Source organism: Paenibacillus fonticola DSM 21315, assembly GCF_000381905.1.
In the GTDB taxonomy this organism is placed as follows: Bacteria; Bacillota; Bacilli; order Paenibacillales; family Paenibacillaceae; genus Fontibacillus; species Fontibacillus fonticola.
This window is the reverse complement of sequence record NZ_KB907278.1, coordinates 19,948-33,744: the sequence shown is the minus strand read 5'-3', so window position 1 is coordinate 33,744 and position 13,797 is coordinate 19,948. Positions and strand designations below refer to the sequence as shown.

Genomic DNA, 13,797 nt, shown 5'->3' with positions numbered 1-13,797 from the left:
TTAATCATGGAAGCTTTTAAAAAACTTACAGGTATCGTCGGTCCTGTGGACCGCGTAAACGTGGATACGGACGCTATCATTCCTAAGCAATTTTTGAAACGCATTGAGCGTACAGGATTCGGACAATTTCTGTTCTATGAATGGCGCTTCGATACAGAAGGCAATGTAAACCCGGAATTTGAACTTAACAAACCGCGTTATAAAGGGGCTTCAGTTTTAATTTCCCGTGTTAACTTTGGATGCGGATCCTCCCGTGAGCATGCGCCTTGGGCGATTTTGGACTATGGATTTCGCTGTGTCATTGCACCGTCCTTCGCTGATATTTTCTACAACAACTGCTTTAAGAACGGTATTTTGCCGATTGTACTGTCTGAAGAGCAGGTGGAGGATTTGTTCCAGCGTACGGCTGCACGCGAAGGCTATCAGTTGACCGTCGATCTGGAGAGCAAAACGATTATGGACGAAACTGGTCTGCATATTTCATTCGATCTGGATGAGCACCGCCGTCAATTCCTGCTGCAAGGGCTGGATGACATCGGACTTACATTGCAGCATGAAGACCTTATCTCGGATTATGAAGCGAAAAGAGCTAGCCGTTCATTCGCCTAGCGGATCATGATAAGGTATGCATCGTGTAATCCAAACTCCATGGACAGCTCCAAAGTCTATCAATTAGACTATGGAGCTGTCTATTTTTGTCTAAGAATTTCTTTATGAATTTGTCTAATCCATACATAAAACAATCTTAAAATTCAGATTAAGTCTATGATCGGCTCATATTTTCTGTTAATATGGGATTAATTAGAAAGCTGATGCGAGGTCGTGTATAAGCATGTCTAGTCCTGCTGTCGATGTACGGAAGACTATCATAGCCAATTGGCGGAGAACAAGAGATTGGTAGGGGATACGATGAAGAAGTTAGGTTATCTGTTTATGCTGGTAGTTTTTTTGTGGGCTTTGCCTGGCATAGGACAGGCGTCCGCAGCCAGTAATTCGATCTATCTGGATGGCCAGGAATTGGAGCAGCCCAGTCATGCTAAGGCAGGCTTAATTAAAGGAAGCGTCATGGTGCCCATTCGCGTCATCGTGGAAGGGCTCGGTTATGAAGTCGGCTGGGACAAAGAGACTGGCACGGTTGCAATTGCCCAAGGGGATAGATCGTTACAGCTCTTTATTGACAACACGAAAGCCGTTGTGGATGGAAAGAGCGTAACGCTTGCGTCACCGCCGCTGCTGCAGGCTGATACGACGCTTGTTCCTCTGCGCTTCGTCGGAGAGCAAATGGGCCTGCAGGTCAGTTGGGACAATGAGAGCAAATCTGCTCACTTGTACAGTGCAAGGGAAGGCTTGTTGGACGGTGTTGTAAATGGATCAGGAAGCACACCTGCTGCCAGCGGCGGTGCTGCTGCTCCTGAACAGCCGGTGAAGCAGCCGGGAACAACTGATCAGAACCAATCCGGTACATCTGTAACGGGGAACGAGTCCGCAGATCTCGCGGTCATTACCAGCCTCAGCTTTAGCGATAATCGGCTGATGATATCGGCTGACCGTAATGTTATTCCGAATGTGTTCAAAATGACAGGACCTGAACGAATCGTCGTCGACGTTCCGAATGCCAGGTTTGCCGACGGATTCATCGATGCTTTGCCGCTTGATTCAAGCAATCAGGGGAAACTTGAGGTTGAGGGTTATCCCGAAGTGTCACAGGTGAGATATTCCTTGTTTAATAATAACCCCTCTACAATCCGGATCGTCATCGATCTGAATGTGAGCAGAGGTTTCGCCGTTACGAATGAGAACGGACTTACATTTATCGAGCTCACTACGGATTCAATGGCACCGTCTACTCCGGTAAGACCGGACGGCAAGCGTTTGGTCATTGTTGATCCGGGGCACGGTGGAAGCGATCCGGGCACGACCAGCATAACGAATGTTAAAGAGAAGGACTTTAACCTGGCTGTAGGTTTGCGCGTAGATGCGCTATTGAAAGATGATCCTGATATTTTGATCGTATTAACGCGCAGCGACGATACGTATCCGACAAGAGACCAGCGGGTAAAGCTTGCAAACGATTTACAGGCGGATATTTTTATTTCGATTCACGCGAACAGCGTAGACAACTCTCCAACTGCAAATGGAACGGAGACCCTTTATACGAGGGACAGCAGCATTCCCCTTGCGGATGTAATACACAAGCACTTGCTGGAAGCTGTAGGGCTGAAGGATCGGAATGTCCGGCAAAGGAACCTGCAAGTAACCCGGGAGACGACGATGCCGGCAGTATTGCTGGAGGCGGGCTTTCTCAGCAATGCGCATGACGACGCGGTATTGAAAGATCCTGTTGTTCAGGATAAGATTGCGGCCGGAATCGTAGCTGCGATCAGGGAGTATTTCGGCTTAAAATAGAAGCGGAGAAATTGGGTACATAATGTAAAAGAGGGGGTATCGATATGAAAAAGCTAGGGTTAGCCGCGGCAGCGTTCGTCCTTGCCGCTGCATTGGCCGGATGCGGGCAGAAGTATCAAACAGCTCCTGAGGGTACACAAGATCCGCCTCCTGTTACGGAGCCGAATGTTTCCCCAGGCGCAGGACAAAACCAGGAAGAGACAAACGAGCCAAACTGGATCACATTGCAAGTGGAGGTCTATTTCACCGATGATGATCTGATGGAACTGAAGAAATTCGAGCGGGAAATCAAGGTGATTGATGAGAAAGACAAGTACGCAGAAGCATTTAAACAGCTGCAAACCCCAGAAGACGGGATGATCTCTCTATGGGGAAAAGTCATCGTGAACACCATTTCCTTCTCGGAAGGGACGCTCGACATCGATATTCAACTGCCGGATGAGGCGAGGCTTGGTTCTGGCGGTGAATCATTAGCCATCGAATCGCTCAAAGCTACGATGTTTCAGTTCGATGAAGTACAGCAGATTGAACTTACCGTGGACGGGAAGCAGTTGGACAGCCTGATGGGCCATGTGGATTTGGAGCATCCGATGACGCGATAATTCAATGATTCGAATTTCATTCTGCTAGACCGGATTAAAATGGCCATTCCTAGAGCATTTTTGCTTAGGAATGGCCATATTTTTTTTGATGTAAAATCAGGGACTATTGTCGGATTAATGCAGGAATTTCGCAACTTTTAAAGGTGCTGGGCGTCTAATATGTCGTCTGGTGATGTCGAAGAAACACGAGAGTCAATCATCGGTCATCACAAGGCAAAATTTTAGGATGGTAGGGGTGACGGATGAAAAAAATTGGTTTTTTAATGTTTTTGTTTGTATTTATTTTTGCTTTTCCGGCGACAGGACAAGCTGCAGGAGGCGGCACAAGCATTTACCTCAATGGAGAAGCGCTGAAATTGCCGAGTAACGGACAGGTTCAAAACGTGAAAGGCAATGTGATGATTCCGATTCGTGTCGTCATGGAGGAGCTGGGGTTTGACGTCGACTGGGAAAAAAGGACGCGCACGGTAACTATAAAGCAATCTGATACAACGATAAAACTGATAGTTAATCAAACAAGCGCAACAGTAAATGGTAAAAAGGCAACACTTAGCATCGCACCGATGCTTAAGCAAGACACGACACTCGTGCCGCTAAGGTTTGTAAGTGAACAAATGGGACTTACCGTAGGTTGGGATAATGCGACGAAAACCGTATATTTAATTACCCCCAATAACGGAAATGGAAACGGCAATGGTGCAAGCGCTGGCCCGGGCAACGCCGATTCAGGCAGTGGCGTAACACAGCCTGTACCTGCCCCTGGGGCTAATCCAGATTTAGCTTCCGTAAAAGGGATCAGCTTTGATGCTAATCGTCTGATTATTGCTGTAGACAAAAATGTAACGGCGAATGCATTTCTTTTGAGTGATCCAGACCGGATCGTCATCGATCTCCCTGAGTCCAAATTTGATGAATCCTTCGGGAACAATCAAATGCTGGACGCTTATTTTAACGGCTTTATGGATATTAATGATTATCCCGATGTAACCAAAGTACGTTATTCGCAGTATAGTGACAGTCCAGCTACGATTCGGGTCGTTATCGATTTGCAGCAGGCGAAAAACTATTCATTGATCAATTCGAATGATGGTTTTATTATTGTGGATCTTAATGTGGATCAGACTATCCCGCCGCGTGGAAATGGCAAGCCGTTAGTCGTCATTGACGCCGGCCATGGAGGAACTGATCCGGGGGCGATCAGCGTTACGAAGAAGCGCGAAAAGGATTTTAACCTGGCCGTGGCCAAAAAGGTTGAGAATCTGTTGAAAAAGGAAAATGAGATTGATTACGTACTTACGCGCAGCACCGATGTGTTTGTAACGCTGCAAGACCGCGCAAAGCTGGCCAATGAGATGAAGGCGGATCTGTTCGTTTCCCTGCATGCCAATAGCAGCACTTCATCGGCGGCCAGCGGTGTCGAGACGTATTATACCCGCAAAGATAGCCTGCCCTTCGCCCAGGTTATGCATAAGCATTTAGTCCAAAGCTCTGGACTGCCTGATCGTAAGGTGAGAACGCAAAGCTTGCATGTCACCCGCGAAACAACAATGCCGGCCGTACTGCTTGAGTTTGGTTATTTGAGCAATAAAAAAGATGAGGCTCTGCTGTATACCGAAAAATTTCAGAACGGTGTCGCCCAAGGTGTTGTAAGCGGAATAAAAGAGTATCTTGGCTTAAAATAACGATGGAGACAAAAGAGGGTGTTCAATAAACATATTGAACACCCTCATTCAGGAGGAGGAAGCGACCATGAACAAAAAATTATGGCTATCAGGAGTGTTGGTTCTTCTGCTCGCGGTAAGCGCGGGATGCGGTCAAAAGCCGGAGGCGGTTCAGAGCCCGCCCCAGGAATCCAGCGTACATGGAGCGGGCAATATTGATCAAAATCAAGAAGGAAATAAAGAAGAAAATACGGAAGGCGATGCAGAAGGCGTTCCTGCTGACCGGGAGCAAGTGGAGAAATTGGAAATCCAGACTTATTTCACAGATGACCAAGTAGATCAATTAATCGCAGTGAAGACGGAAATCGCTTATAGCGGCGAGGAGCAGAAATACGAGCAAGCTTTGAGTTCGCTGCAAAAAAGTAATGACGCTGGCCTGCTATCCTTGTGGGAGAAGGCAACGTTTAATGACATTAAAATGAACGACGGGAACCTGACTGTCGATATAACACTGCCCGATGAGGCCCGTCTCGGATCTGGAGGCGAAGCGCTGGCTGTAGAAGCGTTAACGAAGCAGCTGTTTCAATTTGAGGAGATCCAGACAATTGATATTCTCGTTGACGGCGAACAAGCGGACACTCTCATGGGCCATGTCGAATTAGAACATCCCATTCAGAGAAAATAGCAACTTTTTGGAGGAAATCGCACCATAGCCGTCGAAATGGTTTAGGAGATCATTTTTTTGAAGGGGAGAATTTAATGTCATCATTTAAACGCAGTTATAGACGCAATACTAAAAAAGCGGTTTCGGCCATGCTCGCTGCGGCGATTAGTTTGAGCGGCGGTGCCGCTGTATTTGCGGAGGAACCGGCTAGCTCCACAACGAATTCAGCAGCAAATGTAAATAATGCGGCGGTTTCCTTATTTAGTGACGTGCAAAGCGGCTTCTGGGCGGAGAAGTATATTTATAAGCTGGCCGCTCAGGGAATTATCGTCGGTGACGCAGGAAAATTCCGTCCGAGCGACAACGTAACGCATCAGGAAGCGATCACGATGGCTATCCGCTTTATGAATTTGAGCGGAGAGCTTGGCAGTGGGGATACCGCTCCTGCAGAGCTGCAAGTTAGCGGCTACTCCAAAGCATATATTGAATTGGCTCTGAAAAAGAATTTAATCGACAAGGAAGAAGAACTGGCGGCCTTAAACGCCAAGGAATCATGGGGACAGAAGAAAGCGTCCCGCGAATGGGTTGCCAAAATACTCATTCGTGCCCTAGGCAAGGAGGCTGAAGCTAAAGCCCTTGGCAATACAGCGACCGGCTTTGCCGACCATAACAAAATTTCTGCAGCGGTACGCGGCTACGTCAATTTGGCAGCCCAACTGGACATTACGAAGGGAATTGAAGGCAATAAATTCGATCCGCAAGGAAGCGTGACCCGAGCCCAAATTGCGACCTTTTTCGGTAAAGGCGGAGAGCATCTGCAAGCGGGTTATTCGAACGTCTATGAAGGTATCGTAACCGAATTAACCGACAGCAAGCTGACCCTTTATGTCGATAATCAACTTAAGAGTTTCACTCTCGACAATCGCAGCGTCTATTTCACGAAAGATTCCCAGCTGAAGATTTCAAAAAGTGAGCTGAAGCCTTATACGAAGGTAATGGCGATCGATAAAATCGGATCAGCCGCCTACGTTGAAGTTACAGATGCAAAACAGCAATTAGAGACCACGGAAGGTACGCTGCTGCGCATTCTGGGCGGTACTCGGATATTGATGCTCGTAAACAATGATTCCGTAGAATATACATTCGACAGCAGCACGACATTTCTTGATCAAAACGGCAATAAGGTAGAACCAGCAAGCCTTACTCCTGAAAGCATGATCATCGTACAGCGGGAAACTTATACGGCAGCTAAGAAGCCGGTCATCGTTCAAGTAAAATCGGCTTTAGTGAACAAGTCCGGAACAGGCACGATCGAGTCAATTGATGTGACCGGCAAGAAAGTGACTATTCGTGATAAGGATGGCAGTGTCGAGACCTTTGCAGTGAACGATAAGACAATATTGTTATATCAAAGTCAGAAGCTCAATAATTTGGGAGAATTGAGAGAAAATTCTTCTATTAAATATTCGGTGAGCAATAGTGTGCTGGAATCGCTGGAAGTTACACAGAGTGTGGAGCGTTCAGTCACCGGCACGCTGCTGAGCCTGGACCCGAACGGATTGCTGCTTACGTATAGCAATGCGAGCGGCTATCCTGAAGTTAAGCTGTTGGCCGAGAAGCCGGAGATCATCATCGGCGGAATTAGCGAGGCTACCTACGATGATCTGATTGCAGATTTGCACGGCGGAGACAAGGTGGAGTTAACGCTGGATGCGGACGACCGGGTGACGAAGATCGTAGTGCAAGGCCGTCAATCCGAGCAATTGAATGCGGCGACGATTGTAAATTATGATAGCAAGACGAAGACGTTGACCGTATTGGATGGAAATATGAAGCCGCATGTGTTTGTATTAGATGAGAAAACGAAGGTGGAATACAACTCCACGCAGCCGACGTTAGCCGGTCTGGAGACATTGCTCAGCAAAGACCGGAAAATTCAGTTGACTTATATCGGTAACAGAGCTTTAAGCGTACAAATGATTTATAAGTATGAAGGAACTTTCGTATCTGCTAATACATCGGAAAAGAAGATTACGTTATTGACCGCTGGCGGCAAAACGGTGACGCTTCCGTATCAGGGAACTGCGCCAGCTATCGAGCTGTACGGCCGGAGCGGAATGAACTTTAATGATATTAAAGTCGGTGATCCGGTTATCGCACTGCTCAGCACGAATCAGGACGTCGTACAGACACTTGCCGTGAAGTCCTCGGCCCAATTTGTAGTTAGCTCCGTAGATACTTCCATGAGCCGTGTTCGGGTGCTTAATAGCAAAGGAATTACAGAAAGCATCTATATCGATCAAACGGTGCTTACGAACGATAGCGGAAACCCGATCAGAATAGCGGATATCCAAAACGGTCAAACGATTAACGTGTCATTTAATGGCCATAAAGCGGTAGCCCTTCAAGTGGTGAAGTTGACGCTGGGCAGCATTCAAAATATCGACGCCTCGACATTGACGGTGAAAACATTTACGGGGACATTAGAGTCCTTCCCGCTGGCAAACGGTGTTAAGGTGCACCGCGGCACTTCCGTAGCGACAGGGGCGAATACCTTGACTACGTCTGATCATGTAGAGGTGCATAAAGAAATTGATGGTACACTTGTCGTGAAGGTATTGCCTGCATTAGAACGGAAATTTTCCCGTTATGACGCGAATGCCAGAGAACTTGTTGTGAAAAGAGCGAGCATCGCTGATGACAAATATAAGTTTTTTGTAAATGCGGATACGTATGTTCACCAAGGTGATACGACTATTTCCGTGCAATCTCTGAAAGATGATGATAAAATTGTTTTATATTTCAATGGCGACAGACTCGTTGAAATCGAAAAACAATAATCATTTTCGTGAGAATAACCGTCTTGTTGCGGGATCATTCCCGGGCAGGACGGTTTTCTTCGTGAAGATTCGTAAAGAAAGGTTAGGTGGAGACATGAATGCCGCGGGTGTCCGTCATATTCTGGACTGCATCGGCGCTATGTTTCCGGATGCGCACTGTGAGCTCCGCCACAGCAATGCGTTCGAATTGACGATTGCCGTGCTGCTGTCGGCGCAGTGCACCGATGCAACCGTAAACAAGGTGACGGATGATTTATTTCAGAAATATAAGACACCGGAAGACTATCTTTCTGTTCCGTTGGAAGAGCTGGAGCAGGATATCCGGAGGATTGGATTATTTCGGAGTAAAGCGAAGCATATTCAGAATTTATGCCGGATTCTCATTGAGCAGTATGATGGTGAAGTGCCCAGAGAGCATGCCGAGCTGGTTAAGCTTCCAGGTGTAGGGCGCAAAACGGCTAACGTTGTCGTGTCCAATGCATTTGATGTACCGGCAATTGCCGTCGATACGCATGTGGAGCGTGTCAGCAAGCGGCTGGGACTAGCTGGCTGGAACGATTCCGTACTTGAAGTCGAGAAGAAGCTGATGAAGCGGGTTCCTAGAGAAGAGTGGACGATTACACATCACCGGCTCATCTTTTTCGGAAGATATCACTGTAAAGCCCAAAATCCGCAATGCGAGGTTTGTCCGTTGCTGGATGTTTGCCGGGAAGGCAAAAAACGTATGAAAAAGTCACTGGTCAGAAAAGATAGAGAGAAGTGACTTACAAACCTAGATAGAAGAGGATGAGACTCCATGAAATGTATTTCTGTGTACACGGACAATTTTGAAAAATTCTCGGATATGTTCGAACAAGTAATCGAAATTGATTTACAGGAGAACGATGAGCGGGAACTCGAAGGCATCACGGTGAGCGATTCCGGCGAAGTGCCAAGCCACTACTTGGAACGCATGGCGGTGAAGCCGGAAGTTGTAGTTATGAAGGATAAGGAGAAAGGCATTACGATTCTCCAGCATGGCAAAGTGTTCGAAATATTAATTCCATCAGAAGGCGAGCTGCTTGAAGCGCCAACGATGTGATTGAAGCTTCGTCATAAATAACCGTCTTCGGGGTTGCCCCGCAGGCCGGTTATTTTTTTATTATCGCAATTGGAGTATGCTGTTTATAAATCTTAAGAACAATAATGAAGTATAAAGTCGGTTTGGTCTAAAAAGGAAGCTAAACGCCATTTGACAGAGAACAATGTACTCTGAACGGTGTTTTTCCTTAAATACCCGGGTAGTTCTTTAAATTTTACAGGAAAATCACGGATTATGAGACTTCCATGTAGGATGCCACTCATGTAAAATGAATGTATTTCCTAAGACATGGAATTCGTAGGAGATGAAACACTAAGATACAGCGGAGCTGTAAGTAATTGTCAATCTATATAAGCTAAACTAAAAAATAGGATGCAGGCAGGGTAGAACATAATTCCGAAGAATTTGAAAGCTTTCTGAAAGAAAGCGGCTTCGAAAGCATACTGAAAGCTTTCTGAAGGAAAGCTGCTTCGAGGCGCATAAGCTTGTGGTCGCCTTTATGAGCGGATTCCTACCTCTTACGAATCGATATCATCCAAGAATTCAGGGAGCAACAACGACCGTAGGAACAATTTACGTACTTGGCCCACATCCCTTTCAATGGTTCAACTTATATAAAAGCAAACAGCACCCGGCCTAATGATGCGAACATGCAGAAGGAGATACATAATCATGGAAACGTTGACAATTGGTCAGGATCAGCGGCTTCGTGACCGCCTTGACCAATTATGGGAAATATATCGGGAAGAGCAAGATCCACAGGCGCTTCGGGAAATTGAAGATTTAAGGAGGAAGCTAGCGGCTCATGAATTAACTTTTTCGTTTTGCGGGCATTTCTCGGCGGGAAAGTCGAGCTTGATCAACAGGCTATGCGGCAAACCGGTGCTTCCGTCCGGTCCCATTCCAACTACAGCAAACATCGCAGCGATTCGCAACGGCCAGCCCCGTGCGGTGCTGAATCGTGCAGAAGCAGCAGCGGGAACCGCGGCAGAGGTTGAGGTGGAGCTTGACCGGCTGGATGAGTATTACCGGGACGGAAATACATATTCGATGATTTCGTTATGGGACGATGTTCCTATACTGGGCGAGCATGGTGTGCTGCTGGACACCCCTGGCGTTGATTCCAATGATGCCGGTCATGCGCTGGCTACCAATTCGGCGCTGCATCTCGCAGATGTGGTGTTCTATGTGATGGATTATAACCATGTTTTGTCCGAGAGCAACCTGACATTTGCCAAACGGTTGGCGGACTGGGGTAAGCCTTTGTACCTCGTGGTGAATCAAATCGATAAACACCGGGCGCATGAGTTGTCATTTGCAGCTTACCGGAAATCGGTGGAGGATGCTTTTGAACTATGGGGAATCGTGCCGTCTGGGGTGTTCTATATTTCCTTGAAGGAAGTATCCCATCCTCTAAACATGTTGTCCCAGCTGGAAGAGACCATCGACTCGCTGTTCGATGTGCGTCAGAGCTTGCTTGAGTTCAGTATTGACTGTTCGCTATTTCATGGAGGAGAGCAGTACTTGAAACGGCTGGATGCCGATGATGAAGAGGAGAGCCAAAGGCTGCTGGACCAGATCGGCGGGGAGCAGGCTTTTGCGAGCCTGGAGGCAGAGCTGTTAGCTCTGGAGCAGGAAGCTGCCGAAAAGGACCATTTGCTTCCGAAATTGCGAGATGAGTTTATAGCGGAACTGGACGGCTTTCTTGTCAATGCCCATATTATGACGCCGCCACTTCGCGATGCGGCAGAGCTTTATTTGGAGAGCCGCAAGCCTGGCTTCAAAACGGGACTATTGTTCCATACGGCTAAAACGGAGCGCGAGAAACAGCGGAGGGCAGAGCAGTTTCTGCTTAAGCTGCGCGAACAGACGCTGGCCCAGGTCGATTGGCATGTGCGCGACATGCTGCGCCGTCTTGGAAAAGCGGAGGAGCTGTGGAGCGCGGAATGGGAAAGCAGGCTGGACGCTGTGCTTCCACAGGCGGAGGAGGAGTGGATCGCCGGCCCTGCCCGCGAAGGTGCGGTGCTAACCGGCGAATATACGCTTCGCTACGCCGCTGACGTAGCGGCCGGCATTACAGGCCGCTACCGCCGCGCCGCGCTTCTCCTGGCGGAGGAGCTGCTGGCGGAGCTGGCGCCGCGCCTGACGGCCGCCCGGCAGGGGCTGGCCGCATCGCGCGAGGCGCTGCTGGCGCGCTCCACGGCCGCGGCGCAGCTGCAAGCGCTGCGCTCAGCCAGCGGCGCGCGCGCACGGCGCATGCACGCGCTGCTCGGCGCGCGCCCGTCCCTCCCTCCCGGCACATTGCCGGAGGTGAGGGACATGGCGACGGCTGCGCAGCCGGAGGCTGTGGGCCGGGCGCCACAGCTTGAAGGCGTGGGCCAGCAGCAGGTAGGGGCGATGGACCACCCGCAACGGCCAGAAGCGGCAGGCGAGAAGCGGCAGCCGAAAGCTGCAGGCTTGCAGCCGCCACAGCCAGGCGCTGAACCGGCGGCGCAGCCCGCGCCCGCAGGCCCGCCGCCGCATTCGGCCGCGAGCCAACTGCCGCAGCAGCAGAGCGCCGCTGGCTCAGCCGCGGCCATCCGCGGGCGGCAGCGGCTGGGCGCGGCGGCGGCCGCGCTTGGCGCCGCGGCCGAGGCGCTGGCTCCGTTCCCCGCCTTCGGGTCGGGGGTACGTGAGCTGCGCGACCGCGCAGCCGCCCTTGGCGGCGGCCGCTTTACAGTCGCGCTGTTCGGGGCTTTCAGCGCGGGTAAATCATCCTTCGCCAACGCCCTATTGGGGGCTCGCGTACTGCCCGTATCGCCGCATCCTACCACTGCGGCGATCAACCGCATCATGGCGCCTGAAGGGGACATGATGCACGGCCAGGCAGCCATCGCTTTTAAGACGATGGAAGCGATGCAGGAGGACCTGGCTTATTCTTTCGAGGCGCTTCAGTTGGGAGCATGGAAGGAAGGAAGCTGGCTGGCCGCAGTGAACAAGCTGAAGGCCCCGGACGTGCCGCCTTCCGGACGCGCTCACTTCAGCTTCCTGAAAGCGGCTGCATCAGGCTGGGAGGACAATGCCCCGCGCCTAGGCGGCCGGGAGGTTACCGGGCTGGAGCAATTTTCCGCTTATGTATCGGAAGAGAGCCGGGCTTGCTTTGTGGCCGGTATTGATCTGTATTATTCTTGTCCGCTCACCGAGCAGGGGATCGTTATCGTGGATACGCCGGGAGCGGATTCCATTCATGCCCGCCATACCGGCGTTACTTTTGAATATATGAAGAATAGCGATGCATTGCTGTACGTAACTTATTACAATCATGCGTTTTCCCGCGCGGATCGCCAGTTCCTGAGCCATTTGGGCCGGGTAAAGGGAAGCTTTGCGCTGGATAAAATGTTCTTTATCGTAAACGCGGCCGATCTGGCTGCCACGCCGGAGGAGTTGGCGAGCGTAGTCGAGCATGTGGAAGACGGGCTGCGCTCAGCCGGAATCGAGTCGCCGCAGATTTATCCTGTATCGAGCATGAATGCCCTAGAATCCAAAATGTCAGGGGATTGTGCCGTCCTCGAGGCTTCCGGCTTGATAAGCTTTGAGAGACCGTTCTTCAAATTTATCGGCGAAGACTTGGCTGGTTTGGCCGTTCATGCCGCCCGCCATGAGCTGCAGCAAATTATTTCGCGGGTGGAGCAGTGGAATGAGACGCTCACCAAAAGCAAGGAGGAGCGGGAAGCAATCCGGGCGCAATTGTCTCTGGATCGCCAGCTCTTCCATGCAGAGCTCCAGGCGCTGAGCCATCGGAGCAGACAAGTGGAAATTGCCCAGGAGACAGAGGAACTGCTGTTTCATGTGCGGAGAAGGCTGCAATTTCTGGCCGCAGATTTATTCCATGACTACTTCCATCCATCTTTGCTTCAAGATGACGGCGGGGACATGAAGCGCAAATTTGCCGCCTCGCTGAAGGGCTGGATGGATCAGTTGAGCATTGAGCTTCAGCGTGAGGTTCAGGCAACCACCTTGCGGTTGGAGAAGAAGTGCGATGACTTGCTGCAGAGCGAATCGGCCGCCTGGCTTGCCAAAATGGAGCAGGACATTCCAGCAATGCCTGCGTTATCTATACACACTGCTTCTGCCTGGCTGACTCCAAACGTTCAGGAAAGTACTTTGGAGTACAGCTTTAAGGCTTTACAATATTGGAGCTTTTTCAAAAATCCAAAGTCATTTTTCGAAGGAGGGGGTAAACAAAAATTGCGCGATGCTCTGGAGGAACCGCTGAGTGAAAGCGTAAAGGAGGCCGTACAGCGCTACGGGAATCAGTTGATTCAATATTATACGGAGGAAACCTCGGCCAGATTCGCAGCGATGGCTGCGGCGTTTGAGGCGCAGTGGAGCGAATGGGAGACAGGCATGACCGGCATGGCGGAATCATCTGACGATACGGCAGCCTGGCAGGCTGTACCGAAGCAGCTTCAATCTCTGTATGAAGCATTTTCTTAATGTGAGCAGCAATTTCTTTAACGGAATCACAACAAAAACATAACTGAAAAGTAATGCGAAGTCGCGA

The 13,797-nt window shown here is 49.8% G+C and carries 9 protein-coding genes; all 9 read left to right on the top strand.

The annotated features are described in order from the left end of the window. Positions 1-6 precede the first annotated feature (6 nt). The 9 genes from leuD to G358_RS30885 all read left to right on the top strand — a co-directional run bounded on the left by leuD (position 7) and on the right by G358_RS30885 (position 13,730). Positions 7-609: a 3-isopropylmalate dehydratase small subunit gene (gene leuD, locus G358_RS0125410; protein ID WP_019640078.1), complete on the top strand. Its 603-nt coding sequence runs from the start codon at positions 7-9 to the stop codon at positions 607-609. Positions 610-909: 300 nt separating this feature from the next. Continuing rightward, on the top strand, positions 910-2,406 hold the full coding sequence (locus G358_RS0125405) for an N-acetylmuramoyl-L-alanine amidase family protein (RefSeq protein WP_026342464.1): 1,497 nt from the start codon (positions 910-912) through the stop codon (positions 2,404-2,406). A 44-nt stretch (positions 2,407-2,450) separates the two neighbouring features. Continuing rightward, complete coding sequence (locus G358_RS0125400) at positions 2,451-3,008, top strand: GerMN domain-containing protein (protein ID WP_019640076.1); 558 nt, start codon at positions 2,451-2,453, stop codon at positions 3,006-3,008. Between the two features lie 242 nt (positions 3,009-3,250). Further along, positions 3,251-4,690, top strand: a complete 1,440-nt coding sequence (locus G358_RS0125395; protein ID WP_019640075.1) for an N-acetylmuramoyl-L-alanine amidase family protein — start codon at positions 3,251-3,253, stop codon at positions 4,688-4,690. A gap of 67 nt (positions 4,691-4,757) precedes the next feature. Beyond that, positions 4,758-5,354: a GerMN domain-containing protein gene (locus tag G358_RS0125390; protein WP_019640074.1), complete on the top strand. Its 597-nt coding sequence runs from the start codon at positions 4,758-4,760 to the stop codon at positions 5,352-5,354. Positions 5,355-5,428: 74 nt separating this feature from the next. Continuing rightward, positions 5,429-8,173, top strand: coding sequence for an S-layer homology domain-containing protein (locus G358_RS0125385; RefSeq protein ID WP_019640073.1), 2,745 nt, complete (start codon positions 5,429-5,431; stop codon positions 8,171-8,173). A 94-nt stretch (positions 8,174-8,267) separates the two neighbouring features. After that, a complete protein-coding gene (gene nth, locus G358_RS0125380; RefSeq protein WP_019640072.1) occupies positions 8,268-8,936 on the top strand; it encodes an endonuclease III in 669 nt (222 codons plus the stop codon). 33 nt (positions 8,937-8,969) lie between these two features. Next, on the top strand, positions 8,970-9,254 hold the full coding sequence (locus tag G358_RS0125375; RefSeq protein WP_019640071.1) for a hypothetical protein: 285 nt from the start codon (positions 8,970-8,972) through the stop codon (positions 9,252-9,254). A gap of 672 nt (positions 9,255-9,926) precedes the next feature. Next, the gene (locus G358_RS30885) at positions 9,927-13,730 is read left to right on the top strand and encodes a dynamin family protein (protein ID WP_019640070.1); all 3,804 of its coding nucleotides are present in this window, start codon (positions 9,927-9,929) and stop codon (positions 13,728-13,730) included. Positions 13,731-13,797 lie beyond the last annotated feature (67 nt).

Bases quoted from the DNA above. Each gene is read 5' to 3' on its own strand.
- leuD (WP_019640078.1), top strand. From the start codon at position 7: ATGGAAGCTTTTAAAAAACTTACAGGTATCGTCGGTCCTGTGGACCGC.
- G358_RS0125405 (WP_026342464.1), top strand. From the start codon at position 910: ATGAAGAAGTTAGGTTATCTGTTTATGCTGGTAGTTTTTTTGTGGGCT.
- G358_RS0125400 (WP_019640076.1), top strand. From the start codon at position 2,451: ATGAAAAAGCTAGGGTTAGCCGCGGCAGCGTTCGTCCTTGCCGCTGCA.
- G358_RS0125395 (WP_019640075.1), top strand. From the start codon at position 3,251: ATGAAAAAAATTGGTTTTTTAATGTTTTTGTTTGTATTTATTTTTGCT.
- G358_RS0125390 (WP_019640074.1), top strand. From the start codon at position 4,758: ATGAACAAAAAATTATGGCTATCAGGAGTGTTGGTTCTTCTGCTCGCG.
- G358_RS0125385 (WP_019640073.1), top strand. From the start codon at position 5,429: ATGTCATCATTTAAACGCAGTTATAGACGCAATACTAAAAAAGCGGTT.
- nth (WP_019640072.1), top strand. From the start codon at position 8,268: ATGAATGCCGCGGGTGTCCGTCATATTCTGGACTGCATCGGCGCTATG.
- G358_RS0125375 (WP_019640071.1), top strand. From the start codon at position 8,970: ATGAAATGTATTTCTGTGTACACGGACAATTTTGAAAAATTCTCGGAT.
- G358_RS30885 (WP_019640070.1), top strand. From the start codon at position 9,927: ATGGAAACGTTGACAATTGGTCAGGATCAGCGGCTTCGTGACCGCCTT.